This window comes from Devosia sp. Root413D1, from assembly GCF_001425235.1.
Taxonomy (GTDB): domain Bacteria; phylum Pseudomonadota; class Alphaproteobacteria; order Rhizobiales; family Devosiaceae; genus Devosia_A.
On sequence record NZ_LMEA01000013.1, the window covers coordinates 48,289 to 73,344 of the forward strand.

The following is a 25,056-nucleotide window of genomic DNA, read 5'->3' on the forward strand; positions in this document are numbered from 1 at the left end:
CCTGTTTGCCGGATGCGATCAAGGGTGCGCTAACCATAGCCGTCCGACCATAGCGGGCATTGACTTTATGCCGCCCTAACGCTTCAAACCGGCCGAACAGGGAAATGCGATGTCACGCGACGGCCCGACCACACGCGACGACCGGCGCGAGGATCTGCAGCGGCTCCTCGGGCACCGCCCGATCGTCCTGATCGGCATGATGGGCGCCGGCAAGACCACGGTCGGCCGCCGCCTCGCCGCCCGCCTCGGCCGCCACTTCGTCGACAGCGACGAAGAGGTGGAGAAGGCTGCCGGCATGACCATCGAAGACATTTTCCGCGCCCATGGCGAGGCCGATTTCCGCGCCGGCGAAGTGAAGGTGATCGCCCGGCTGCTGAAAGACCACAACATCGTGCTCGGCACCGGCGGCGGTGCCTTCATCAACCCCGAAACCCGGGCCCTGGTGAAGGAAGCGGCGATCTCGGTATGGATCAAGGCCGATTTCGAGCTGTTGTTCCAGCGCGTCTCGCGCCGCTCCAACCGGCCGCTGCTGAAGACCGCCAACCCGCGCGAAACCCTGCAGAAGCTGATCGACGTGCGCTATCCGGTGTATGCCGAGGCCGACGTCACCATCGTCTCGCGCGACGTGCCGCAGGACCAGGTGGCAAGCGAAGTGATCGACGCCGTTTTGGCGCACCTGAGCAGCGAGACGCCCAATGGCTGAGCCGACCACCGTCCACGTGCCGCTGGACGAGCGCGCCTACGACATCCTCATCGGCAATGGGCTGATCGACAATGCCGGCGCCCTGCTCAAGGCCAGGTTCCCCGGGCGCCGCTTCGGCATCGTCACCGACACCGAAGTCGCCATCGCCCAACTGCCGCGGCTCACCGCCTCGCTCGATGCAGCCGAAGTCGGCTACACCACGGTGGTGCTGCCCAATGGCGAAAGCACAAAGTCCTTCGCCCGGCTGGGCGAAGTGGTCGAGGCGATTCTCGCAGCGCGGCTGGAACGCGGCGACCTGATCATCGCGCTGGGTGGCGGCGTCATCGGCGATCTCGCCGGCTTCGCGGCGGCGATCGCGCGGCGCGGCATGGATTTCGTCCAGGTCCCGACCTCACTGCTGGCGCAGGTCGATAGCTCCGTCGGCGGCAAGACCGGCATCAACTCGCCGCACGGCAAGAACCTGATCGGCGCTTTCCACCAGCCTAAGCTGGTGCTGGCCGACCTCGACGCGCTCGACACTTTGCCGCCACGGCAGCTCGCCGCCGGCTATGCCGAAGTGGTGAAATACGGGCTGATCGACGACGAGCCGTTCTATTTCTGGCTCGAAGACAACCGCCGCGAGATCTTTGCCGGCAACGCTGCGTTGCGCGCTGAAATGGTGGCGCGCTGCTGCGCCGCCAAGACCCGCTTCGTGCTCGCCGACGAGAAGGAGACCGGGGTCCGCGCCCTGCTCAATCTCGGCCACACCTTCGGTCACGCGCTCGAATCGGCCACCGGCTATTCCGACCGATTGCTGCATGGCGAAGGCGTCGCCATCGGCATGGTGCTGGCGCATGGGTTTTCGGCCAAGCTCGGCCTCGCGCCCAGCCAGGATACCGGCCGCATTGCCCAGCACCTGAGCGCCGCGGGCCTCCCGACCCACATCAACGATATCCCCGGCGAGCTGCCCGATACCGATTACCTGATGAACGCCATCGCCCAGGACAAGAAGGTGGTGCGCGGCGCCCTCACCTTCATCCTGACTTACGGCATCGGCCGGGCCTTCATCGAGAAGCATGTCGACCCGGCCGCCGTGCGCGCCTATCTCGAAGAGGTCAGGAGCAGCCGTTAGGCCTCCCGAACCAGGTGGCCAGCGCCTCGGCCAGCCCCTGCCCGGCGGCGTCTCCGACCCACGCCACATAGCCGTCGGGGCGGATCAGCACGGCCTCAGGTGCAGTGACCACTCCGAGGTCCGGCAGCTCCCACGCGCCGTCATATGCCGCGTCGACAATCTGTACCCGATCCGCCCACGACGCGATGTTGAATGCCGAGGGCGTGCCGAGGTTGAGCAGCACCGGCTTGGCCGCGTGCAGCAGTGCGGAGGTTCGCTTCGGGCCGCCGGCCGTAGCAAGATCGAGATCCGGCATGCGGCGCCCGAGCAGCGGATGGCCTTCGCCGAGCTCGTAGCGGATCCCGAGCCCGGTCAGGTCGGCGGCCACACGCCGGCGCGGCTCCTCCATCTCCAGCAGCTCCGCCATGGTCTCGCGAAACGCCTTGGTGCGATCATCCTCACGCCGCAGCGCCACCGCAGCCATGGTGTAGCGGAGCACCCTGGCCCCGACCGGATGCCGTTCGGCGTGGTAGCTGTCGAGCAGGCTCTCGGGCGACGTCCCCTTGATCACCTGCGCCAGCTTCCAGCCGAGGTTCACCGCGTCCTGCACCCCGGTCTGCAAGCCCATGCCGCCATCGGGCGGATGGATATGCGCCGCATCGCCCGCGACCAGTACCCGCCGCTCGCGGTAAGTCGCCGCCTGTCGCGCCGCGTCGGTGAAGCGGGTGATCGAGGTCGGGCTGTGGATGCCGTAATCGGTGCCGTAAACGCCGATCAGCGCCTCCTGCACCTCGGCCAGCGTCGGCTCGCCGGTCTTGCCCACCTCCCGCTCGGTCACCAGCACGCGGACAGGACCGCTCTTGGCAAAGATGATCTGACCATCGCGGATCTCGTATTCGGCCCGGCCGATGGAATGAATTCCGGTGGCATCCCGGCGAATGCCCAACTCCGGTGGTTCCTCTGCCAGTTCCGCTTCGGCAATCAGGTTGCTGGTGGTGGGGTCCGAGCCGGGGAACTCGATCCCCGCCACCTTGCGCACGAGGCTCCGCCCGCCGTCGCAGCCGACGAGATATTGCGCCCGCAACGCACCGTCGTCGCTGAGCGCAATGTCGATGCCGGCCTCGTCCTGCGTAAAGTCGGTCACGGCGACACCCCGATAGATCGGCACCTCGAACGTGTCGATCCAGCCGCCGAGGATCCGCTCGACGTGGTTCTGCCAGAGGCCGAGGGTGTAGGGGTAACGCGTCGGGAAACCGCTGAGGTCGAGGCGCACGCCGGCAAACCCCACCGCCTGCGCCACGTGCCCTTCAGCGAGGAACCGGTCGGCAATGCCGCGCTGCTCGAAGCTTTCGAGCGTACGGGGATGCAGCCCGCCGGCGCGTGAGCCGACGACGTCCCCACTCGACCGTCGTTCGACGATCGCCACGTCGACACCGGCGAGCGCCAGCTCTGCGGCCAGCATCAGCCCGGTCGGGCCGCCGCCGGCAATCACCACCTGATGTTCGGACTTGCGCATCTTTGTCTCCGTTCAGATCTGACGAGGACACGCCTTTTGCGGGATGGTCGGGGTCTTGAAGCAAGCCCCTTGTGCGTTACATATCAGTATGGGCAGAGGGCGAGATCGCGCTTTGCCACCCCTCCCTGACATGTATCCTGCCACCGAGCGCGAGACGCTGGCCACGATTCGAGCCCGCGCCGCGCCAAAAGACGCCGAGGGAAAACCATGTCCGATCGCCGCCCGCTGCTCGTCATCGACGGCGACTCGTTCGCCCACCGCGCCTATCACGCATTGCCCAAGACGGTACGGCGCAAGGGCGATCGCGGTGGTGGCGCCATTGTCGGCTTCGCCAACTACCTGATCCGGCTGTACGAGGCCGAGCAGCCGCGCGCCGTGGTGGTCGGCTGGGATACGCTCGCCGAACCCAACTGGCGGGCGCTGGAATTCGCCCCCTACCAGGGCGGCCGTATTTTCGAGGATGAGATCGTCGAGCAGCTCGAGGTGCTGCCTCAGGTCGTCAGCGCCTTCGGCTTCGTCTTCGGCAAGGCGGGCCGCTTCGAGGCCGACGATTTCCTCGCTACCGCCGTGGCGATGGAGGAGAAAGCCGGCGGCACGGCTTTGGTCGCGACCAGCGATCGCGACGCCTACCAACTGGCTTCCGACCGGACCACCATCCTCGCGCCGATCAAGGGCGGCGAGATCGCCCGCATCGACCCGGCCGGCGTGCGCGAGCGCTACAAGGTGGAGCCCCGCCAGGTACCCGATTTCATCGCGCTGCGCGGCGACCCCTCCGACAAGATCCCCGGCGCCAGGGGCGTCGGCGAGGCCACGGCGGCGAGCCTCCTGCAGCGCTACCCGGATCTCGAAGCGATGATCGCCGACAACCGCTTCCCCACCCAGGCCGATGATCTGCGGCTCTATAAGCGCATCGCCACCATGGTGACGGATGCGCCGCTGCCACCGATCCCCGACGCCAAGCCGACCTGGGGCAAAGCCGCCGCCCTCGCTCGCGACTGGGAACTGAACAACCTCGCCGACCGGCTGCAGCAGCTGGCGGACCGAGTCTAGGGACCGACGGTCACGACGACTCTGCGATTGGCGCTGCCGTCACCAAACTCGCTGGTTTCTCCGTGGCCCACGGCCTGTTCCGAGGCAAAGTGCAGATTCCTGCCCTTGATGAACTCCAGCACCGCGTCAGCCCGCGCCTGCGATACCGCGAGGTTCGTTGCCGGTTCGCCGCCTAGGCTGGAGTATCCCGCCACGCCAAGTTCGCACTGGTCGACTGAGAGGTCCTTGAAGAAGCCGATCAGCTCCTGCGCCGTCGTCTCGGTCACGTTAGCCTCGCCATTCGCGAAGTCCGTCAGGGCGATCGTTGCATCTACCGCGCAGGTCGGCTCAGGTGGCGCGTCGCCTGCCGCTGCTTCCTCAACCGGCGGCACCATTTCCTCTACCGGCGTTGCCGCGGCAGCCGGCGGCGCCTCGTCCACAACCGGAGCCTCCTGCTCGGCCGGGACCTCTGCAGTCGGTGTTTGTGTCGTCGCCGCTGCCTCGGTGGCGCCGCCCGCAAGCCAACCGCCATCGGGAGCGGTGAAGCTTGCGGCCGCATTCCAGGCCAAAATCAGGGCGCCCTCCGAGGTCATGTAGATTTCCTTGGCTTCCCCGTCGGCAGCTGCAATCGTCGCCGCAGCCAGATCGGCGGCCACGCCGTCGATCGACACGCCCAGAATGTAGAGCGTCGTGTCGGCGCCCGTATCGTCGATGGCGTCATTGATCAGGTAAACCTTGACCACCGAGCCGGCCTGCAGCAGTTCATCCGGGATCGTGAAGGTCCGATCAGACGCGATGGTGTTCAAGTCGGTACGCTCGCGCGGCTTTGCGCCGTCCGGAGCGCGCAGCGTCCCGGTGCCGATAAGCGTGCCGTCGACAGTCACCGCATATGCTGGCGGGCCCAGCGGACCATCCTCGCCGACCAGCCGCAAAGAGACTTCATCGGCTGACGCGACACCACTGCCTAGAACGGCAGCAAGCAGACAAATACCACCGAGACGCATCCGCGCCCTCCCGTCTGTACGCCGCACCGATACTATTGCGCACAGAAGGGAGCGCGACAACAGCGTGTTGGACGCGCAAACCTGGTCCTTGCCGCGTACCGCTCCGATTACGGCGCGACCGAGATCACCACGCGACGGTTGGCGTAGAACGTCTCGCCGAACTGTTCGGTGGCGCCGGCGCCGGTGGCCGACACCTTCTCGAACTTCAGCCCGGCCTGCTTTAGGTAGGCCAGGACGTTCTGCGCCCGCTCGATGGCGAACAGCGCATTGGTGGCGTGGTTGCCGGCGCGGCTCGAATAACCGGTGACCAGCACCTTGCATTTCTGCTCGCCGATATCGGCGACGATCTGGTCGAGCCGCTCCATCAGCTTGGGGGTGAGGTCGTTCGAACTCTCGTTGAAGCCGACGACATTGTAGAGCTCGTCGCGGTTGCAGGCCGGATTGGCAGTCGGTTCGTCTGCTGCGGCGAGGCTCGCGGTGGCGACCGGCTTATCCCCCTCGCCCGTTTCCGGCAGTTTCAAAGCGGTCACCGCTACGGGCGCCTTCACCGCCGCTGGTTCCTCGGCCACCGCCGCGACCTCAGTCGTCACCGGCTCGGCTACCGGCTGCGCCGCGGCAATCGTCGCATCGGGCAGCGGCCAGCCGCCGGTGGGCGCGCGCGACACGCCCTCCACGTTGCCGTCCTTCAGCACCAGGAACTCGCCCAACAGCTCGTTCTCAGTACTGGCTGTGGTGCCCTGCGTCGAAAGTCCAGACACCGTCACGGCGCGGCCGTTCACTGCTACGGCGGCGAGATAGAGGTTGCGGTCGCGGTTCGAGCCGTCGCCGCCATAGGCCTCGTTCACCAGCCGCACCCGGACCTCGCCGCCCGGCTTGAACAAATCCTCGGGAATATCGAAAGCGAAACTCTGCACATACGGGGTCTTGTCGGCGGCATCGGCAAAGCGGCCGGCGGTGGCGGTGTCGATGGCGGCGTTCACTGCGCCCTCACCCAGCACCTTGCCGTCGAACGTCACCTCGAACTTCGGCGGCCCGTCATAGGCCTCGCCGCCGATGATCAGCTGCAAGCTGCTGCCCGCGGCCAAGGCACCCGGCACTGCGCATAGCGCGAAGGCGGTCGCGAGGACCGCCGTCTTCAAAGTGGACATGTCGCCCTCCAGTCTGTCTGCAGACATCACTGCTAGGCAACGCCTTGGGCGATAGTTCGGAGACAAAGCGGCAGCCTGCCATGGCTTCGCCCGGCTTTGGCCGCAAAGCGGCGCACCGGTTGCAGCGCCGGGGCGCGGCACCCATATGTGCCGCATCCTACAATACCAGACGATCAGGCCGTAGAGGCGACCACCTCGACGGCCAGCGCATGGACGCCGGCTTTCAGCTCGGCGTCGAGCGCCTCCATCACGGCACGATGCTGTGCGAGGCGTGACTGGCCGGTGAACATTGGAGAGGCGATCCGGACGCGGAAATGCGTCTCGCCGCCCTCCCGATAACCGCCGTGCCCCCTATGTTTCTCGCTCTCGTCGATCACTTCAAGATGGGTCGGCGTGAATTTGACCGAAAGTTTTTCTGCAATCGTGTCTCGAACGGACATATGGATACCGGTTCAGTTTGAGGCGTGGCTGAGGCCCCGTAACTAGGATTGATGAAGCTGGATTCCAAGTATTTTGACCGCATCCGGATCCGATCTCGGCACCCGGAACCCGAAGCGCGCGCCGAAGTGCCGGCCTGCGGATGGGAGGGTTGCGACCAGCCCGGACTCTACAAGGCGCCCAAGGGCAACCGGGCCGTGGGGCAGTACCACCACTTCTGCCTCGAGCACGTGCGCCACTACAATCAGGTGTTCAACTTCTTCGCCGGGATGAAGCCCGAGGAGATGGAATCCCAGTTGCACGCCGAAAAGGAAACCGACGGCCGACCGAGCTGGGGGTTCGGCGCCAAGCCGGGCGCCGGCACCGGTCCGCGCATGCCGCGTGGCGCGCCGCGTGACCCGACCGCAAAGCGTGTCAACGACCCGTTCGGGGTATTCGCCCGTTATGCCCGCCACCAGCAGCGCGCCCCGGCCGAAGAGCGGGTAAAGCCGCTGCACGAGCAGGACCGCCGCTCGTTCGAGACCTTGGGCTTCAAGGGCTACGTCAAAGCCGAGCAGATCAAGGCCGCCTACAAGGCGCTGGTGAAAGTCCACCACCCGGACGCCAATGGCGGCGACAAAAGCTCCGAGGATCGGCTGCGTGCCATCATCGCCGCCTACGCGCACCTCAAGTCCAAAGGCTTTGTCGGGCGCTGACACCCGCTTCCTGCGGCGCCAGTCGGATGAATCTTTGTTATGGCGGTATTTGCGCCGCCAATAGATGCCGGCAAGTGCCCGTCGACGCGGCACATTGCGCCCGTGCCCGGCTGTCGCCAGATTGTCGCGCAGCCCTACCCCCGGGCACCCGATGCTGCTATAGAGCCCGGCAACCGCCAAGGCAGCCGTCTTGACCTATTTCCTTCCGCGAGCCTCGTGAAATGCCTGAATTCAACAATCTGCCGAACAAGCAATATTCCGTCCGCGAAACCTTTGGCATCGACAGCGATATGAAGGTCATGGGCTATGCGGAAACCGATCCGCATGTGCCGCCGCTGGATCCGGACTATCTGTTCGACCGCAACACCACCCTGGCGATCCTTGCAGGCTTTGCCTTCAACCGCCGCGTCATGGTGCAGGGCTACCACGGCACCGGCAAATCGACCCATATCGAGCAGGTCGCGGCGCGCCTCAACTGGCCGCTCGTCCGCGTCAACCTCGACGCCCACGTCTCGCGTATCGACCTGGTCGGCAAGGACGCCATTGTCCTCAAGGACGGCAAGCAGATCACCGAGTTCCGTGACGGCATCCTGCCCTGGGCCGTGCAGAACAACATTGCGCTGGTCTTCGACGAATACGATGCCGGTCGCCCCGACGTGATGTTCGTGATCCAGCGCGTCCTCGAGACGCAGGGCCGGCTGACGCTGCTCGACCAGAACCGCGTCATCACCCCGCACCCGGCCTTCCGGCTGTTCGCGACCACCAACACCATCGGCCTCGGTGATACGTCGGGCCTCTATCATGGCACCCAGCAGATCAACCAGGGCCAGATGGACCGCTGGTCGATCGTCACCACGCTCAACTACCTGCCGCACGACAAGGAAGTCGGGATCGTCCTCGCCAAGGCCAAGACCTATACCGGCGAGAAGGGCAAGAAGACCGTCAACAACATGGTCCGGCTGGCCGATCTCACCCGCCAGGCCTTCATCAACGGCGACCTGTCGACGGTGATGAGCCCGCGTACGGTGATCACCTGGGCCGAGAACGCCGAGATTTTCGGCGACCTCGGCTTCGCCTTCCGGCTGACCTTCCTCAACAAGTGCGACGAGCTCGAACGCCCCGTGGTGGCCGAGTTCTATCAGCGCGTGTTCGGCGAAGACCTGCCGGAATCGGCTGCCAACCTGGCGGTGACTGCCTGAGCTGGAGGCCCATGGTGGCCCAGAACATCTACGACGACCCGAAATTCCTTGCCGGGTACAGCGAATTCCCGCGCTCGCGTGATGGCCTCGAGGCCACCAGCGAGTGGCCGGCGCTGCGCGCCCTCTTGCCGGAGATCGCCGGCAAGCGCGTCGTCGATCTGGGCTGCGGCTTCGGCCAGCTGAGCCGCTGGCTCGGCGCTGAGGGTGCCCGTTCCGTCCTCGGCATCGACCTCAGCGAAAAGATGCTGGCGCGAGCCGTGGCCGAGACCAGCAATCCGGCCGTCACCTATGCCCGCGGCAACCTCGACGAGCTGGTACTGGCGCGCGGTAGCGCCGACCTGATCGTCAGCTCGATGGCGCTGCATTATGTCGAGGATTTCGACCGCATCTCCGGAACGCTGTACGGCGCGCTGGCGCCCGGCGGACAACTGGTGTTTTCCGTCGAGCACCCGATTTATGCCGCCCGCGCCGAGCCCGAGTGGGTCGCTGCCGCCGATGGACGCCAGGCTTTCGCCATCGCCGACTACCTGGTCGAGGGCCGCCGCGTCACCAACTGGATCGTCGACGGCATCGTCAAGTTTCATCGCACCATCGGCACCATGCTGAACATCCTCACCGGCGCCGGCTTTGAGTATCGCGCCGTCAACGAGTGGAAACCGTCGGACGCGCAGTTCGCCGCCCATCCGGAGTGGCGGGCGACCGAGCTGACCCGCCCGATGTTCCTCTTGATGTCCCTGACCAAGCCTGCCCAACGAGAACACTGATGGCCCCTCCGCCGCGCTCCAAGCAGAACAAGCCCGACACCACTGCCCCGTTCAAATCGGCGATGGGCGCCGCGGTGCGCGCCATTGGCGGCAAGCGTGACCTCGAGGTGAGCTTCACGGCCGATCGGCCCATCCTCACCGCCGACAAGGCGCGGCTCGCCAACCTGCCGCGCCTGCCAACGCTGCGCGACATCGCCATTGCCCGTGGGCAAGGCGACGCCATGGCCATGCGGCTCGCCAGCCACGATCCCGAAACGCATCGGAAGCGCGCTCCCGCCGAGCCGGAAGCCCGCGCCGCCTATGATGCGCTGGAGCAGGCCCGCGTCGAGGCGCTGGGCTGCATCCGCATGCCCGGCATGACCGGCAACATCCACGAAATGCTGGAAGACCGGCTGTTCCGCCAGAACTTCGCCGAGGTCAACGACAAAGCCGACGCTCCGCTGGCCGAGGCGCTGGGCCTGATCCTCCGCGAACGCGTCGCGGGCGTCGCCATCCCGCCCTCGGGCAATGCCATCGTCGAATTGTGGAAGAAGGAAATCGAGCAGCGCGCCGGCAATTCGCTGACCACGCTCCTCACCAAGTTCGAGGACCAGGAGCTGTTCAGCCGCGCCACGCGGCAGCTGCTGCGCGACCTGAGCCTCGTGCCCGACAGCGATCTCGACGACGGCGACAGCGACGATTCCGAGCAGGGTGACGACCAGGAGCCGGAGCGCGGCCAGGACGACGAGAAAAACCCCGAGCAGGGCGAGGGGGAGAGCGAGGACGCCGAGGCCGACGAGGATCAGACCCCCGGCCAATCCGAGCAGGAAGGCGAAGTCGAAGGCGCGGAGATGGATTTCTCCGAGACCGACGAGGACGACAGCTCCGAATCGGGCGAGGACCAGCCTAATCCGCCGCCGCCCGGCGCCAACGCCAAAGAATTCCAGAACGTCTTCAACTACAGGATCTTCACCCAGAAGTTCGACGAGGTGGTGCGCGCCCCCGACCTCTGCCCGCCCGAGGAACTGGACCAGTTGCGCGCGCTGCTCGACAAGCAGCTCGAGAACCTCGCCGGCGCCGTGGCGCGGCTCGCCAACAAGCTGCAGCGCCGGCTGATGGCGCAGCAGAACCGCAGCTGGGAGTTCGACCTCGAAGAGGGCCTGCTCGATACGGCGCGTTTGACCCGCGTGGTCACCGATCCGCTGCAGGCGCTGAGCTTCAAGGTCGAGCGCGACACCGATTTTCGCGACACCGTGGTGACGCTCCTGCTCGACAATTCCGGCTCGATGCGCGGCCGCCCGATCACTATCGCGGCGATCTGCGGCGATATCCTCGCCCGCACGCTCGAGCGTTGCGGCGTGAAGGTCGAGATTCTTGGCTTCACCACCCGCGCCTGGAAGGGCGGCAAGAGCCGCGAGGCCTGGCTCGAGGCGGGGCGTCCGCCCAATCCGGGTCGCGTCAACGACATCCGCCATATCATCTACAAGGCGGCCGACGAGCCCTGGCGGCATGCCCGCCGTAACCTCGGCCTGATGATGCGCGAGGGGCTGCTCAAGGAGAACATCGACGGCGAAGCCCTGCAATGGGCGCATAAGCGCCTGCTCGCCCGGTCCGAAAATCGCCGCATCCTGATGGTGATCTCCGATGGCGCGCCGGTCGACGACTCGACCCAGAGCGTCAATGCCGGCAACTATCTCGAGGCCCACTTGCGTCAGGTGATCGAAGACATCGAGACCCGCTCCGCCGTGCAGCTGGTGGCGGTCGGCATCGGCCACGACGTCACGCGCTATTATCGGCGCGCCGTGACGCTGCTCGACGCCGAAGAGCTGGCAGGGGCGCTGACCGATGAGCTCGCCTCGCTGTTCGATGAGGAGGCCCCTGGCGCCTTCCGCAAGAGCCGATACGGATGACCGCAGCACGGCGTGCCTCGCGTCTCGCCGGAGCGGCACTGCTGATCGCAAGCGCAGGCGCCGCACTGCTGGTAGCGGCTGGGCTGGGCGCCCGGGCCGATGACGAGACGGTGACCTCGGTGCCGCTCTCCACCTTTATGGGCGCAGGCATCGGCCAGCGCGTGCAGGGCCTTGTCTGGCGCGGCGGCATCGAGATGCAGAGCCAGACCGACACCTTCGGCGGCCTTTCCGGCCTCGGCTTCACCGGCCCCGACGGACGGCTGGTCATGGTCTCGGATCGCGGCAATTTTGTTTCCGGCCAACTGCTCTACGACGAAGCGGCGCGGCCGATGGGGCTGATCGGCGTCAAGGTCGAGCCGATCCAGAATTCCAAGGGCAAGGAACTGCCCCGCGCCTATTCGCGCGATGCCGAGGCGCTGGCGGTGATCGTCCGCGACGGCCAGCCGAGCGCCGTGCGCGTCGGCTTTGAAAACCTCACCCGCGTCGCCGACTTCACCCTGGTCGACGGCGTGCCGCAAGGCGCCGCCCGCGAGGTCAACATCCCCAAATGGCTGAGCGACACCCGCACCAACGAGACGCTGGAAGCGGTCTGCATTGCCCCCGCCAACTCGCCGATATCAGGCTCCACCCTGCTCCTTACAGAAGGCATCATCGACGATGACGGCCAGCACTCGGCATACCTGCTCGGCCAGAACGACAAGGGCCCGCTGAGCTACATCTCGGGCGATGGCACCAACCCCACCGACTGCGCCTTCATGCCCAATGGCGACCTCTTGGTGCTGGAGCGCGGCATTGCGCTCCTCGCCTTCCAGATGCGGCTGGTCCGCATCCCCGCCGCCGAGGTGAAGGCCGGCGCACATATGAAGGGCGAGCAGCTGCTGCACGCCGCCGGCGGCGACATCGACAATATGGAGGCCCTCGCCGTCCACAGCGCCCCGGATGGCACCACCCGCATCACCCTGGTGTCGGACAACAACTTCAACGACTGGGAACGCAACCTGCTGCTGGAGTTCAGCCTGCCGGACTGAGGAGGTCGGGATGTCGGCAAGGGACGTGCTTGAGGCCTACACCGACCGCATCAACCGCCAGGACTTCGACCTGCTGATCGACCTCATCGCGCCCGATGCGACGTTCTGGTTCTCGAACGGCACCTATAGCGGCATCGCCGCGATCCGCGCGGCGTTCGAAGCGACCTGGCGAGCGATGGGACCGAGCGAGCGCTACTGGCTCGATGAACTCGAATGGATCGCCGAGGGCGACAGTGCTGCGGCCTGCACGTACCGCTTCAACTGGGAAATCACCGTCGACGGCAAACGCCAGTCGGGCTCGGGCCGTGGCACCACAGTGCTGAAGCGCCTGGGCGACCGCTGGTGGATCGCCCACGAACACCTGAGCCGCTGGCCGGACTAGGTCAGAGCCGGCTCTAAGCCGCGACTTTGAGTGGCGGCAGTGGCATCAGCTTGCCCATCAGCATCCGGTAAGGCGCCAGCAGCAGCAATGCCGCGAGGAACTTCACCAGGAAGTCACCAGCCGCCAGCGAGAACCACAGCGGCACCTCGGGCCCAAGGCTGAGGAACGGCGCCGGAAAGCCCAGCGAGCCATCCTGTGCCCCATAGATACCGTCGACAAAGCCGAATGACGGGGCGAAGGCGATGGAAAAGAAGATCGCCGTATCGAGCAGCGAGCCGAACAGCGAACCGGCGAGCGGCGGCAGGAACCAGTTCCTGCTGGCCCTCAGCCGCGAGAACACCGAGATATCGAGCAACTGCCCGATGAGGAACGCCGTCACCGAGGCGGTAGCGATACGCGCCGTGGTAGCCGGAGCTCCTCCGGCATTCCACGGCAGCGGGTTGAAGCTCAGGTAGAACGACAGCGCCACCGCCACGACGAAACCGCACACCACCACAAGGCGGGCCCGCGCCGCGCCGTCATAGCGGTTGACGAGGTCGGTGACGAGGAAGGCAAAGGGGTAGGTGAAGGCGCCCCAGGTGAGGAGATCCTTGAGGTTGATCGGGCCGAGCGCGGCGTCAACCGGGTAGAGCACGAGAATGTTGGACGCGGTGACGACCACGACCATGGCCGCGATGGCCGCGACAAAGCGAGCGAGCATATCCTGCACCTCTATGGAACCCGCTGACCGGCATCAGACCGGGGCGGTGGGTTGGAGCTTGCGCTCCGATGCGTCTTCTAGTCTCGATGTCATTCCCGCGAAAGCGGGAACCTCTGTTTTGGCGCCTCACGCACCATCGCAAAACGGAGATCCCCGCTGCGCGGGGATGACACCGGTGGCGGACAGCAAGCCGGCCTCAAAACAAACCGCGCGTCCCTTTCGGGACGCGCGGCGAAAACTGAAAGGGCGAAGCTTACGCGGTCGCGAGAGCGGCGCGGACTTCCTTCTTCACCGACAGCGCGACGGGCGACAGCTCGGCGTCGTCTGCCTTGAGCAGGAACGCATCGAGGCCACCGCGGTGCTCGACGGTACGCAGCGCGTTCGCCGAGATACGCAGCTTGACCGTGCGGCCGAGCGTGTCCGACAGCAGCGAGACGTTGAGGAGATTGGGGAGGAAGCGGCGACGGGTACGGTTGAGCGCATGGCTCACCTTGTTCCCGGTCATCACGCCCTTACCGGTGAGTTCGCAGCGGCGAGCCATTGGAGTATCCTGTCAAAAGGCCCTCGGCGGGGGACTATCCCCTCGCAACGGGCTGGAGTCTGTTCTTGATTGCGGACGCTCCCATAGAGAACTGAGCCCCTCCCGTCAAGCTTGTGAACGCCGAATGCCTTGCCAGCCCGAGCCTCGCTCGGCATTTTGGCAGCAATATTGATTCGCTGCCTGGTGACGTCGCGTCGCCGCTTGGCGACGCCGCCAGAGGTCCGTTCCCGTGTTGAACGCCGGTTTCCGCCAGACGATGCGATTGGCCGCACGAATTGCCAGTTTGGGATTGGCGCTGCTGGCCCTGCCCGCCGCCGCAGCCGAGGTCAAGGCGCGCGCCGAGTACATGGTGACCATGGGCGGTACCCACATCGCCAATGTCCGCATCAATCTGACCGATAACGGCTCGGCCTATTCGCTGGTGCTCGACGCCAAGATCACCGGGCTGGCGCAGCTGGTGGCAAGCGGCACCGCCAAGGCCACTTCGACCGGGACCTCCACGGACAAGGGCCTGAGGGCCCAGAAGTTCGACATCCTGACCCGCGCCGGCGGCGAGGATTTTACCGCGGCCGTCACCTATGCCGGCGGCACCGTGGACACGTTCAAGGTGGCTCCACCGATCGTCAACAATATCGATCGCGTGGCAATCGAGCGGAAGCACCTCACCACCGCCAACGACATGCTGGCGCCGTTCGTCCTCAAGGGCGCCGCGCTCGACCAGCAGCTGTGCAACCGGCAGATGCCGATCTTCACCGGTGTCGAGCGCTTCAATCTGAGCCTCAAATACGTCAAGGACGATACCGCGACGAGCAAGCGCACCGGCTACCAGGGGCCGCTGGTGCTGTGCTCGATGCATTACACCCCGATTTCCGGGCACTATACCAACAACGAGATCACCACCTATCTCGCCAGGAACGAGCGTATCCTCGTCTGGTACGCGCCGCTCCAGGCAGCCGGCTACTACATCCCCTACCGGGCGCTGGTGACCACCGAAGCAGGTGACCTCTCGGTGGTGCTGACCGAGCTCGCCGAGTAGCCACACCGTCCGCGGAGCGCTTTCAGGAAAAGTTGCAGACTTTTCCACCTCGAAAGCGCGACCACATCAAAGACGTAGAGCATTCACCGATTCAACGAGCGGTGAAATGCTCTGGCGATGAACGTCAGCTAAACCCTTGCCTCAGCACGCGTTCAAGCGCGCGACGGCATTTTCTCCTCCAAGGCTCGCGCCAAGGAGGAATTGATGACCATCGTGAAACTCGGCATCGCCGCTCTCGCCACTACGGTCGCGCTCGCTGGCGCCGCCAGTGCCCTCGACCTGAAGATCGCCACCCCCGGCCCAGGCAAGCTCGTGCCGACCAGCATCCAGCTCGGCATCATCCCGCCGCCCAACAATATCTGCCCCGGCAATGGCAAGCTCACCGCCTGGGTCGAAACCAACAAGCCCGGCACGATCAACATTCTGCTGGTGAAGAAGGGCGGCGCCGTCGGCGGTCCTTACGCTGTCACCACCGTGAAGGGCGCCAACGGCATCGTCATGGGCAGCTACACGCAGAATCTCGTGATCAACAATCCGGTCGACGCCGAATACCGTGTCGTCGTCGCCGGCACGCCCATCCAGTCCAACTGGGTCCCACTCGTCGCCGAGTGCTAAGACCCCGGGGCCGCTGCCCCCGACTTCCGCGCCCCGGACCACCGGCAACAGACCCGTGGTCCCTCGTGCCGGCATGCCTCCAAGCGGGGCTGCCGGCCGGGCGGCGGAAATCATGGTTAACCGGGTGTTACCAAAATCCGCGTGTCATTCCGGGACGGTCAACGGCTATTTTGCCAACGCGGCGGCGTGAGCAGCCATTGTTCAGGCACCTAAGGCATGAAGGCCACAAAAATCTTTGCGGGTGAAGGCTTCACGCCTCGTTCACACTTGCCCGATTCGAGCCCCAAACCGCCCGCAGTTAACCGCTTCGAAACCTTCCTGAACGCGATTTCCGGGGATTGCGCCGGATGCCACAGGAATGCCGTGGCGCTAGCGGGTCGCTGACCAAGCCACCCACCATATGCTGTAGTGAACAAACACGGATTTCCGAGTCGCAACCGATTCCTTTCCGGTTTGTTCTTCGTTCGTACCAATGGTTAACGCCAGCGCCAGCGACCTCGCTTATTTGTTCCGCGACGAGACACTCGTTTGTTGGCTTTCGATCACCTAAATAGGGCGCGATGACTCCCGCTTCCGCCTCCTCGCTCAAGGCGATCCTTGGGCCCACCAATACCGGCAAGACCTTCTTCGCCATCGAACGGATGCTCGCGCACCGCTCGGGGATGATCGGCCTGCCGCTGCGGCTCCTCGCCCGCGAGGTCTACCACAAGGTGGTCGACCGGATCGGCGCCCAGCACGTGGCGCTGGTCACCGGCGAGGAGCGGATCGTTCCGGCCAAACCGCGCTACTGGGTCTGCACGGTCGAGGCCATGCCGCTCGACGTGCCGGTCGAATGCGTCGCCATCGACGAAATCCAGGTGGCGACCGATTTCGACCGCGGCCACGTCTTCACCAACCGGCTGCTGCATGCCCGCGGCATCAGTGAAACGCTGCTGCTCGGCGCCGCCACCATGACGCCGCTGATCCGCGCGCTGCTGCCCGATGCCGAGATCATCCAGCGCCCGCGCTTTTCCGAGCTGCTCTACGCCGGTTCGAAGAAGATCTCCCGCCAGCCCAAGCGCTCCGCCATCGTCGCCTTCTCGGCCACCCAGGTCTACGCCATCGCCGAGCTGATCCGGCGCGAACGCGGCGGCGCCGCCGTGGTGATGGGGGCGCTCTCGCCCCGCACCCGCAACGCCCAGGTCGACCTGTACCAGAACGGCGACGTCGATTTTCTCGTCGCCACCGATGCCATTGGCATGGGCCTCAACCTCGATGTGCATCACGTCGCCTTTGCCGACGACCACAAGTTCGACGGCCACCAGACCCGGCAGCTGACCCCGGCCGAGTTCGGCCAGATCGCCGGCCGCGCCGGCCGCCACATGCACAACGGCACATTCGGGGTCACCGGCCACGCCCCCGATTTCGACGAGGAACTGGTCAAGCGCCTCGAGACCCACGATTTCGAGCCGATCCGGGTGATACAATGGCGCAACGCCGAGCTGGATTTCGCCTCGATCGAAGACCTGCGCCATAGCCTCGACCAGACGCCCACGCTCAGGGGCCTGACCCGCGTTCCCATCGCCACCGACCAGCATGCGCTGGAGTTCGTCGCCCGCAACGAGGCCGGCGCTGCGGCAAAAAGCGAGGCGGCGGTGCGGCTCTTATGGGAGTGCTGCGGCATCCCGGACTACCGCGATATCTCGCCGGCGCAGCACGGCGAGATCATTACCCGCATCTATCTCGACCTCACCCGCCACCGCCATGTCGACGCCGACTGGATTGCCGAGCAGGTGCGGTTCTGCGACAATGTCACAGGCGACATTGATACGCTTTCCAATCGGATCAAGCAGATCCGGACATGGACCTTTGTCGCCAACCGCAAGAACTGGCTTGAAGACCCCGCATATTGGCGCGAAAAGACCCGGGACATTGAAGATCGACTGAGCGACGCTCTGCACGAGCGTCTCACTCAACGTTTCGTCGATCGTCGCACTTCGGTGCTTATGCGCCACCTGAGAGACAAGCATATGGTATCGCCTGAAATTAACGACCGCGGCGAGGTGAGCCTCGAAGGCCACCTGATTGGCTCCATCGAGGGCTTCCGCTTCACCTTGGCTCGGTCGGAAGGTGGCGATGCCAAAGGCGTGGCGGCAGCCGCGGCGCAGGTCGTGGCGCCTGAAATCGCCAAACGCGCCGAGCGAGTCGCCGGTGCGCCCAACGAAGAGCTGGTGCTCGCCACCGACGGCTATGTACGCTGGCGCGGCCAGGTGATCGCCAACCTGGTCGAGGGCGAACAGCTGTTCACCCCGCGCCTCATCATCCTCGCCGATGAGAGCCTCACCGGCCCCGATCTCGAGCGCGTCCAGGATCGGTTGAACCTGTGGCTCCGCCACCTGGTCAACACCCAGCTCGAAAGCGTGCTGTCGCTCGAAGCACCGGCCGATCTCGAGGGCGCCGCCCGCGGCGTCGCCTATCGGCTCTACGAGAATCTCGGCATCCTGCCGCGCAGCGCCGTGGCCGAAGAGGTCAAGGGCCTCGACCAGGACGTGCGCGGCAAGCTCCGCAAGCTCGGCGTGAAATTCGGCGCCTTCCACATCTACGTGCCGCAGAGCCTGAAGCCGGCGCCGCGCGAGCTGGCGCTGATCCTCTATGCACTGAAGCATGGCGGCGTGCGCCAGCCGGGCGTCGCCGAGCTGCCGCAGATCGTGCTGTCGGGCCGCACCTCGTTCCTCATCGACCCCGAAGTGAACGTGAAGCTCTATGAGCTGGCGGGCTTCAAGGTCGCCGGCCGCCGCGCGGTGCGCGTCGATATCCTCGAGCGCCTCGCCGATATCATCCGCCCGCTGATCGCGCTGAACCCGGTGACCCACCAGGGCGAATTGCCGCCGGGCGCCGCCGAGGGCAATGGTTTCCGCGTCACCGTCGAGATGACCTCGCTGCTCGGCACTGCCGGCGAGGACTTTGCCTCGATCCTCAACTCGCTCGGCTATCGCGTCCGCCGCACCCCAAAGGTCACGGCGCCCGTTGTCGTCGAGACAGCGACGACCACCGAGACGACCACGTCGGAGACGACCGAGACCACTGAAGCCACTGAGGGCGTTGAGGCGGTCGCGACTGAGACTATCGATACGACAGAGACCACGACCGATGCCGTAGTCGCCGATGTCGCCGATGCCGAGGTGAACGCTGCTGCCGCCGATGCGGTCGAGGGCGTGGCCCCGGCTACGCAGGTTGTCACCGAGACCGAAGTCGTCGCCGTCGAAACCGCCACCGCTGATCTCGGTGCCCCCGCCCCTGCCGAAGACACCAAACCCGCTGAGCCCGAGTTCGACGAGGTCTGGTTCCCGGCTGGCCGCCGGCCCGACAATCCGCGTCACGGCGGCGCCCGCAACCGCGGCCCGCGTGCCGATGGGGCGGAAGCGACCGCCGAGGGGGAAAAATCCGAGCGCCCGCAGCGCAATTTCCGTCGCCCCGAGCGTCCGGAAGGCGATGGCAAGGGCGGCGACGCCAAGCCCAACCGTCCGCGCTTCGAGGGCCGTCGCGACGGCCAGCGCCAAGGGGCCGGCAACAGCAATGGCGGCGGCAAGCCGTTCGAGAACAAGGGTGGCAAGCCGGGCGGCAAGCGCTTCGACAAGCCGCGTGAGGAGTGGAAGGAACACCGTCCGCGCGAGGATCGGAAACCGGCTGTGCTCGATCCGAACTCACCCTGGGCGGCGCTCGCCGCACTGCGGAACCCCAAATCCGAATGAAGACCGCGGAATAGTGGCGCTTGGAGAAGCAGCGGCTCGACAAGTGGCTGTTCTTCTCGCGCGCGGTGAAATCCCGCACCCTGGCGCAGAAGCTGATCGAGAGCGGCGCCATCCGGGTCAATTCCGAACGCACTGACCGGTCCGACCACAAGGTCGGGCCGGGCGATGTCCTCACCATGACAGTGCACACCCGCCTCTTGGTCTGGCGCATCCTCGACCCCGGCACCCGCCGCGGCCCTGCCCCGGAGGCGGCGCTGCTCTACGAGGACCTTTCACCGCCCCCGGTGCCCCGTGAGACAGCTCCACCGAGCCACGCTGAACGCGACATCGGCAGCGGGCGCCCGACCAAGAAGGAACGTCGCGACACCGATCGACTACGCGACGACGAGGATTGAACGGTTCGGCCCCCATCGTTCACTTTGCCGTTACGATCGCCGGCCTCGATTCCTCGCTCTCCCCGCCACAATTGCCAACCTGCACGCCCCGATGCGCATCGCAGCGTCGCGCGCCCGTGGCAGGGACGGATAACCATGTCGGAGAGCGAGGCCGATGCGTCGAAAGCCTGACCGCCCTGTCCCTTGCGGCGTGGGAGAAAAAGGGCTAGCACGGCCCGAGGCGTACGGCTTGCTGCGTGCGCCCGGCTGAAAGACCCAGCGGCCCTAGAAACTTGAGCAGGAACGCTCGCGAAGAATGACCTACATCGTCACGGACAACTGCATTAAGTGCAAGTACATGGACTGCGTCGAGGTTTGTCCCGTCGACTGCTTCTATGAAGGCGAGAACATGCTCGTCATTCACCCCGACGAGTGCATCGACTGCGGCGTCTGCGAACCCGAATGTCCGGCTGAGGCGATCAAGCCCGATACCGAGGGCGGCCTCGACAAATGGCTGGAGATCAACAGCAAATATGCCTCCGCCTGGCCCAACATCACCGAGAAGCGCGATGCTCCGGCCGATGCCAAGGAGTGGGACGGGGTCGAGGGCAAGTTCGAGAAGCACTTCTCCGAAGCTCCCGGCGAGGGCGATTGACCTTCGCCCCGCGAGGGTGGCTGGAAAAGTTCTGAGACTTTTCCGTCTCGAAGACGCGACGAGATCAGTGACCAGCCTCGGTTTTGCCGCCGGTTTGCCATGCCGATGAACCGCTTGGGCCCGGAAGCTGACCGGCTCCCGGCGGTCTTGATTCGCAACTTTTGATTTTGCTGAAATTTTGTGCTACGCTCCTCAAACGAATGGAGCTTGCCCGTCATCCAATGCGTGCCACTAGGCACCCTTTTTTTTGACACCAGCAATAATGGGGCTGCAGTCATCCGGTCGCGCGGACCGGAAGAGTGCGCGAAGGGTTTTTGCTTATCTATTCGGACGGGCGAACCAGCAACAACAGGACGGCCTCTCCGCGAAGAGCTGTCCGGCGGCGGCGTTAATAGGAGTATCCTCTATGGTCACCAAGAAGCCTCAGCAGCGGCTTGGATTCAAGACGGGCGAGTACATCGTCTATCCGGCGCATGGCGTCGGCCTCATCACCTCGATCGAGGAACAGGAGGTCGCGGGGCTGACCCTCGAGCTGTTCGTCATCTCGTTCGAGCAGGATAAACTGACCCTTCGCGTTCCCGTCGCCAAGATCAAGTCGGTCGGCATGCGTAAGCTCGCCGAAGAGGATGAGGTCAAGAAGGCGCTGGAGACCGTCACCGGCCGCGCCCGCGTCAAGCGCACCATGTGGTCGCGCCGCGCCCAGGAATACGAAGCCAAGATCAATTCCGGCGACCTGATCGCCATCTCGGAAGTGGTGCGCGACCTGTTCCGCTCCGACGACCAGCCCGAGCAGTCCTACTCGGAACGCCAGCTGTTCGAGCAGGCGATGGACCGGATGAGCCGCGAGGTTTCGGCCGTCAACAAGCTCACCCTCACCGAGGCTGTGCAGCTGATCGAGAAGAACCTCGCCAAGTCGCCGCGCCGCGGTCCGAAGTCGGACGCCGCCGACGCCGAAGAAGCGGCCTGATCGCGGCAGCAACCACCAATTCAAAGGGGCCGGCAGCAATGCCGGCCCTTTTCGTTTGTGCACCTGAGAGCGCCAGCAGCCTGCCGTCGCTGCGCTGGTGACCGAGGGCGAGGTTGGCGGCAAACTGCCGGTCTCGGGGGGTGATTCCATGACTGCCAGACCGCGACAGATCTTCATCGCCGCTGCTGTGCTTGTCGGCCCCGATGGCCGCGTCCTGCTGGTGCGCAAGCGCGGCACCGACGTGTTCATGCAGCCGGGCGGCAAGCTCGAGCCGGGTGAAGCGCCATTGGCGGCGCTGCAGCGCGAGGTGCACGAAGAACTTGGCCTCGCCGTCGATCCGGCCACTGCCCACTATCTCGGCCGCTTTGCGGCTCCGGCGGCACATGAGACAGACGCCATGGTGGTGGCGGAGGCGTTCTGGCTCAGTATCCAGTCGACCCCCGCTCCGCAGGCCGAGATCGAGGAAGCCCTGTGGGTCGACCCGGCTGACCTGGGCGAGCTTGAGCTCGCGACACTGTCGCGCCATCACATCCTGCCGGCCTATCTCCGCAGCCGCTGAGCCCCGCTACTTCGGGATCGGCCAGAACGCCCGGACGCGCTCCTGGTAGGCGAGGAAGCGGTCGCCACGCGAACGCAGCATATGCGCCTCGAGCGGCGGAACACCCGAAACATGCACCAGCAACCAGTACATCATCGCCGGCGCCAGCAGCGTCAGCCAGCCCCAGGGATAGGCGAGGCTGACGCCGATTGGGATGTAGGCCAGCCAGTACAGCCACTCGAAGAAGTAGTTCGGGTGCCGGCTAAGCGACCATAGCCCGAGATCGCAGACCCGCCCGGCATTGGCCCGATCGGCCTTGAACGCCCTGAGTTGCGCGTCGCTCACTGCTTCACCGGCGATCGCCAGCAGCGCAATGACCACCCCGAGAGCGTCGCCAAGGCCCAGCGGTGCTGGGTTCGCTGAAGCCGCGAGTGCCGCAACCACCAGCACCAAAGCCGCCGCGCCCTGGATGTAGAGAAACACGAACAGCTGGCTCCGATAGCGCTCGCCCCAGCCGCGGCGCAACTCCGCATAGCGCGGATCATCGCCACCACTGAGGGTGCGGCGCGCGATATGGGTGCCGAGCCGCAGGGACCAGAGCGCCAGCAGCGCCATCACCAGCAGCGTCCGGCCGGTCATCATGCCGACCGCGGACCACCACACGGCGACGACGCCAACCAGCCCGGTGCCATAACTCCAGAACGTGTCGGCCCAGCCGGAGCGCCCCGAGCTGACCACCACCCACCAGGCCAGCGCCATCACCGATGACAGCAACACCGCCGCGATAACGATCGCGGTGCCGCTGATCATTCAACCTGCTCCGGCACACGCCGCTCGGAGACCCTCACCGTCCCCGACGCAATCCGCTGCCGCGCCGGCGACCAGTGGAAGAACGGCACCCCCTTGGCGATCAGCTTCAGCGCTTCCCAATAGATGCCGGCGACCACCTTCAGCGTCATCAGCGGGTAGCCGGCAAAGGCCCGCCACAGGGCCTGGTTCGACAGCTCTTCGCGCCGTCCGTGGAAACTGGCGGTGAGCAGCAGCCCCTCGGCATCGTCTTCGAGGATCGAGATGCCGACCCGCTCCCCGGGCGCGGTGATGCGAAAGCGATAGGTACAATCCATCGGCATGAAGGGCGAAACGAAGAACTGCTTCCTGGCCGCATGCCGCACCACCCGCTCGCCACCACTGGCCGGCAGCGCATAGGTGTGGCGCTCGCCATGGGTATTGTGCACCTCGTAGAGAACCCCGGCGAGCCGCCCGTCCTGCCGATGGCAGAAGTAAACACTCAGCGGGTTGAAGACGAAGCCGAAGAGGCGCGGATAGCACAGCAGTTCGATCCGGCCGCCATCATAGCCGATACCAGCCTCCGCCAACCGCTCGGTCGCCCAGTCCCTGAGCGATGAGCGGCCATCGCCGTGATCGGCTTGCCGAAAGCTGAACAGGCCGCCGCGCTCAATGCGAAGCAGCGCAAACCGACCGGCAAGCTCATCGAGCTCGTCGAGGTCGAGCAGCAGGCAGAACACCTTGTAGCCAAGGCTATGGCGCTTCGGCCTGAGCCGGGTATGGGCGACCGAGCCGCGATACAGCGCCGACCTCACAGGGCCGTTTCCAGCACGGCCGGCGCCACAGCAATACGGCTGCGCTGCGCCGCCCAGGGCGGGTTAACGCCAAACTGGCCGGCGACCGCCAGGCCCGATTGCAGCGCGTCCTCGTGAAAACCGTAGCCGAAATAGCTGCCGCAGAACCAGGTGTTGCGCACCCCCTGCAGCCGCCACAGCTGATCCTGCGCTGCCAGCGCCGCGTGATCGAACAGCGGGTGGGTGTATTCGAAACTGCGGATGACGCTCTCGGGCCGCGGCTGCCGCGACGGGTTCAGCGTCAGGAACAGCTGCCGGCGGGTGCGCAGCGATTGCAGGTGGTTCATCCAGTAGCTGACGCAAAGCGGCCGGTCGGCGCGGGCATCGTCCGAACCGATATAGTTCCAGCTGGCCCAGACCGACCGGCGCCGCGGCATCAGCGCCGGGTCATCGTGCAACACCGCGACATTGGGGGTGTAGCGAAAGGCGCCGAGCACCGCCTGCTCGTCGTCGGAAGCATCGTCGAGCAGCCCCAGCGCCTGGTCGGCATGGGCGCCGATCACCACGTCGGTGAACACCTCGCGCCCGCCCGCGACGTCGTTGACGAACACCAGCCCGCCCGTGCGGCTGACCCGGGTGGCGCCCGGGCGGCGCTGCATGGCGGTGCCGATATCGGCCAGCAGCGCGTCGACATAGCTGCGGCTGCCGCCGAGCACGGTGCGCCATTGCGGCCGCCTGGTGACCTGCAGCAGCCCGTGGCTGGTGAAGAAACGGAGAAAGGAGCGCATCGGGTAGTGCCGCATCTGCTCCGAGGTGGTCGACCAGATCGCCGCGCACATCGGCAGCACATGCTCCTCGACCAGCGCCCGCGACCAGCCGCCGCTATCGAGGAACTCACCCAGCGAGATGGCCTCCATGGCGCGCTCGTCGAGCCCACGCGTCACTTCGTAGAACTTTACGATATCGGCAATCATCCGCCAGAACCGCGGGTTGACCAGGTTGCGTTTCTGCCCGAACAGCCCGAACGGCCGGCTGGAATATTCGACCCGCCCGTCGCCCACCGACACCCCGAGCGACATGTCGGAATCGACGCTTGCGACCTGGAGGTGCTCGAGCAGCGCGGTGAAGTTTGGGTAGTTGCCGGGGTTGTAAACGATGAAGCCGGTATCGACGGCGACCGGTCCTTCCGGGCACTCCACATCGACGGTGTTGGCATGCCCACCGAGCCAGCCATTGGCCTCATACAGCACCACCTCGTGCCGCCGGCTCAGCAGCCAGGCCGCCGATAGCCCGGCAATGCCCGCGCCGATGATTGCAATGCGCCGTCCCGACGCCCGTGCCTGGTCTTGGTGGAGATGCCGCACCTGAATTTCCTATCCGCTGCCGATGGGAGGAACTACGGGTCGCGGGCGCGAATTGTTTCAGGCGCGGCAA

General features: G+C 65.7%; 25 protein-coding genes. 16 read left to right on the forward strand and 9 right to left on the reverse strand.

Translation table 11 applies throughout. The features are described 5' to 3' along the window. Positions 1-109 precede the first annotated feature (109 nt). Together ASC89_RS25415 and aroB are read left to right on the forward strand one after the other, a co-directional pair. Positions 110-703, forward strand: coding sequence for a shikimate kinase (locus ASC89_RS25415; protein WP_055886404.1), 594 nt, complete (start codon positions 110-112; stop codon positions 701-703). After that, complete coding sequence (aroB, locus tag ASC89_RS25420; protein WP_056003289.1) at positions 696-1,814, forward strand: 3-dehydroquinate synthase; 1,119 nt, start codon at positions 696-698, stop codon at positions 1,812-1,814. The genes ASC89_RS25415 and aroB overlap by 8 nt, the downstream gene beginning before the upstream one ends. Here aroB and ASC89_RS25425 read toward each other — a convergent pair. Further along, positions 1,798-3,309, reverse strand: a complete 1,512-nt coding sequence (locus tag ASC89_RS25425) for an FAD-dependent monooxygenase (RefSeq protein ID WP_056003292.1) — start codon at positions 3,307-3,309, stop codon at positions 1,798-1,800. The genes aroB and ASC89_RS25425 overlap by 17 nt on opposite strands. Positions 3,310-3,516: 207 nt before the next feature. On the opposite strand from ASC89_RS25425, the gene ASC89_RS25430 reads away from it, so the two are divergent. Continuing rightward, positions 3,517-4,359 carry a 5'-3' exonuclease H3TH domain-containing protein gene (locus tag ASC89_RS25430; RefSeq protein ID WP_056003295.1) on the forward strand — a complete coding sequence of 281 codons (843 nt, stop codon included), beginning with the start codon at positions 3,517-3,519 and terminating at the stop codon, positions 4,357-4,359. On the opposite strand, the gene ASC89_RS25435 is transcribed toward ASC89_RS25430, so the two are convergent. The 3 genes from ASC89_RS25435 to ASC89_RS25445 form a co-directional block, all read right to left on the reverse strand. After that, positions 4,356-5,342 carry an OmpA family protein gene (locus ASC89_RS25435; RefSeq protein WP_156384776.1) on the reverse strand — a complete coding sequence of 329 codons (987 nt, stop codon included), beginning with the start codon at positions 5,340-5,342 and terminating at the stop codon, positions 4,356-4,358. The two genes, ASC89_RS25430 and ASC89_RS25435, sit on opposite strands and share 4 nt — an antisense overlap. A 107-nt stretch (positions 5,343-5,449) precedes the next feature. Next, the gene (locus ASC89_RS25440) at positions 5,450-6,490 is read right to left on the reverse strand and encodes an OmpA family protein (protein ID WP_056003300.1); all 1,041 of its coding nucleotides are present in this window, start codon (positions 6,488-6,490) and stop codon (positions 5,450-5,452) included. A 173-nt stretch (positions 6,491-6,663) separates the two neighbouring features. Next, a complete protein-coding gene (locus tag ASC89_RS25445) occupies positions 6,664-6,930 on the reverse strand; it encodes a BolA family transcriptional regulator (RefSeq protein ID WP_055886422.1) in 267 nt (88 codons plus the stop codon). 51 nt (positions 6,931-6,981) lie between these two features. Here ASC89_RS25445 and ASC89_RS25450 point away from each other — a divergent pair, with 51 nt between their 5' ends. From ASC89_RS25450 to ASC89_RS25475, 6 genes are all read left to right on the forward strand, one after another. Beyond that, positions 6,982-7,623: a J domain-containing protein gene (locus ASC89_RS25450; RefSeq protein ID WP_055886426.1), complete on the forward strand. Its 642-nt coding sequence runs from the start codon at positions 6,982-6,984 to the stop codon at positions 7,621-7,623. A 221-nt stretch (positions 7,624-7,844) separates the two neighbouring features. Beyond that, a complete protein-coding gene (gene cobS / locus ASC89_RS25455; protein ID WP_055886431.1) occupies positions 7,845-8,822 on the forward strand; it encodes a cobaltochelatase subunit CobS in 978 nt (325 codons plus the stop codon). Between the two features lie 14 nt (positions 8,823-8,836). Then, complete coding sequence (locus tag ASC89_RS25460; protein ID WP_055887136.1) at positions 8,837-9,586, forward strand: bifunctional 2-polyprenyl-6-hydroxyphenol methylase/3-demethylubiquinol 3-O-methyltransferase UbiG; 750 nt, start codon at positions 8,837-8,839, stop codon at positions 9,584-9,586. Then, on the forward strand, positions 9,586-11,475 hold the full coding sequence (gene cobT, locus ASC89_RS25465) for a cobaltochelatase subunit CobT (RefSeq protein ID WP_055886434.1): 1,890 nt from the start codon (positions 9,586-9,588) through the stop codon (positions 11,473-11,475). The genes ASC89_RS25460 and cobT overlap by 1 nt, the downstream gene beginning before the upstream one ends. Further along, positions 11,472-12,503, forward strand: a complete 1,032-nt coding sequence (locus ASC89_RS25470) for an esterase-like activity of phytase family protein (RefSeq protein WP_055886437.1) — start codon at positions 11,472-11,474, stop codon at positions 12,501-12,503. The genes cobT and ASC89_RS25470 overlap by 4 nt, the downstream gene beginning before the upstream one ends. A gap of 10 nt (positions 12,504-12,513) precedes the next feature. Next, positions 12,514-12,885, forward strand: a complete 372-nt coding sequence (locus tag ASC89_RS25475) for a DUF4440 domain-containing protein (RefSeq protein WP_056003303.1) — start codon at positions 12,514-12,516, stop codon at positions 12,883-12,885. 13 nt (positions 12,886-12,898) lie between these two features. On the opposite strand, the gene ASC89_RS25480 is transcribed toward ASC89_RS25475, so the two are convergent. Beyond that, positions 12,899-13,585: a queuosine precursor transporter gene (locus ASC89_RS25480; RefSeq protein ID WP_056003306.1), complete on the reverse strand. Its 687-nt coding sequence runs from the start codon at positions 13,583-13,585 to the stop codon at positions 12,899-12,901. A gap of 253 nt (positions 13,586-13,838) precedes the next feature. Further along, positions 13,839-14,126 (reverse strand): 50S ribosomal protein L28, encoded by a 288-nt coding sequence (rpmB, locus tag ASC89_RS25485; RefSeq protein ID WP_055886447.1) that lies wholly within the window; start codon positions 14,124-14,126, stop codon positions 13,839-13,841. 262 nt (positions 14,127-14,388) lie between these two features. Here rpmB and ASC89_RS25490 point away from each other — a divergent pair, with 262 nt between their 5' ends. The 7 genes from ASC89_RS25490 to ASC89_RS25520 all read left to right on the forward strand — a co-directional run bounded on the left by ASC89_RS25490 (position 14,389) and on the right by ASC89_RS25520 (position 22,063). Beyond that, positions 14,389-15,162, forward strand: coding sequence for a DUF3108 domain-containing protein (locus ASC89_RS25490; RefSeq protein WP_162247996.1), 774 nt, complete (start codon positions 14,389-14,391; stop codon positions 15,160-15,162). 204 nt (positions 15,163-15,366) lie between these two features. Next, positions 15,367-15,777, forward strand: a complete 411-nt coding sequence (locus ASC89_RS25495) for a hypothetical protein (protein WP_055886454.1) — start codon at positions 15,367-15,369, stop codon at positions 15,775-15,777. Positions 15,778-16,337: 560 nt separating this feature from the next. Further along, entirely contained in the window at positions 16,338-19,508 is a 3,171-nt protein-coding gene (locus ASC89_RS25500; RefSeq protein WP_056003309.1) for a helicase-related protein, read from the forward strand. 20 nt (positions 19,509-19,528) lie between these two features. Beyond that, entirely contained in the window at positions 19,529-19,903 is a 375-nt protein-coding gene (locus ASC89_RS25505) for an RNA-binding S4 domain-containing protein (RefSeq protein ID WP_055886461.1), read from the forward strand. Positions 19,904-20,198: 295 nt separating this feature from the next. Further along, the gene (gene fdxA, locus ASC89_RS25510; RefSeq protein ID WP_055886464.1) at positions 20,199-20,537 is read left to right on the forward strand and encodes a ferredoxin FdxA; all 339 of its coding nucleotides are present in this window, start codon (positions 20,199-20,201) and stop codon (positions 20,535-20,537) included. A gap of 406 nt (positions 20,538-20,943) precedes the next feature. After that, positions 20,944-21,504 carry a CarD family transcriptional regulator gene (locus ASC89_RS25515; protein ID WP_055886468.1) on the forward strand — a complete coding sequence of 187 codons (561 nt, stop codon included), beginning with the start codon at positions 20,944-20,946 and terminating at the stop codon, positions 21,502-21,504. Positions 21,505-21,652: 148 nt separating this feature from the next. Further along, positions 21,653-22,063 (forward strand): NUDIX domain-containing protein, encoded by a 411-nt coding sequence (locus tag ASC89_RS25520; protein ID WP_055886471.1) that lies wholly within the window; start codon positions 21,653-21,655, stop codon positions 22,061-22,063. A gap of 6 nt (positions 22,064-22,069) precedes the next feature. Here the strand turns inward: ASC89_RS25520 and ASC89_RS25525 are convergent, their stop codons facing one another. The 3 genes from ASC89_RS25525 to ASC89_RS25535 are packed head-to-tail and all read right to left on the reverse strand — an operon-like array spanning position 22,070 to position 24,986. After that, complete coding sequence (locus ASC89_RS25525) at positions 22,070-22,852, reverse strand: DUF1295 domain-containing protein (RefSeq protein WP_082528492.1); 783 nt, start codon at positions 22,850-22,852, stop codon at positions 22,070-22,072. After that, positions 22,849-23,643 carry a DUF1365 domain-containing protein gene (locus tag ASC89_RS25530; protein WP_056003312.1) on the reverse strand — a complete coding sequence of 265 codons (795 nt, stop codon included), beginning with the start codon at positions 23,641-23,643 and terminating at the stop codon, positions 22,849-22,851. The genes ASC89_RS25525 and ASC89_RS25530 overlap by 4 nt, the downstream gene beginning before the upstream one ends. Continuing rightward, positions 23,640-24,986, reverse strand: coding sequence for an NAD(P)/FAD-dependent oxidoreductase (locus ASC89_RS25535; RefSeq protein ID WP_244488556.1), 1,347 nt, complete (start codon positions 24,984-24,986; stop codon positions 23,640-23,642). The genes ASC89_RS25530 and ASC89_RS25535 overlap by 4 nt, the downstream gene beginning before the upstream one ends. Between the last annotated feature and the right edge of the window lie 70 nt (positions 24,987-25,056).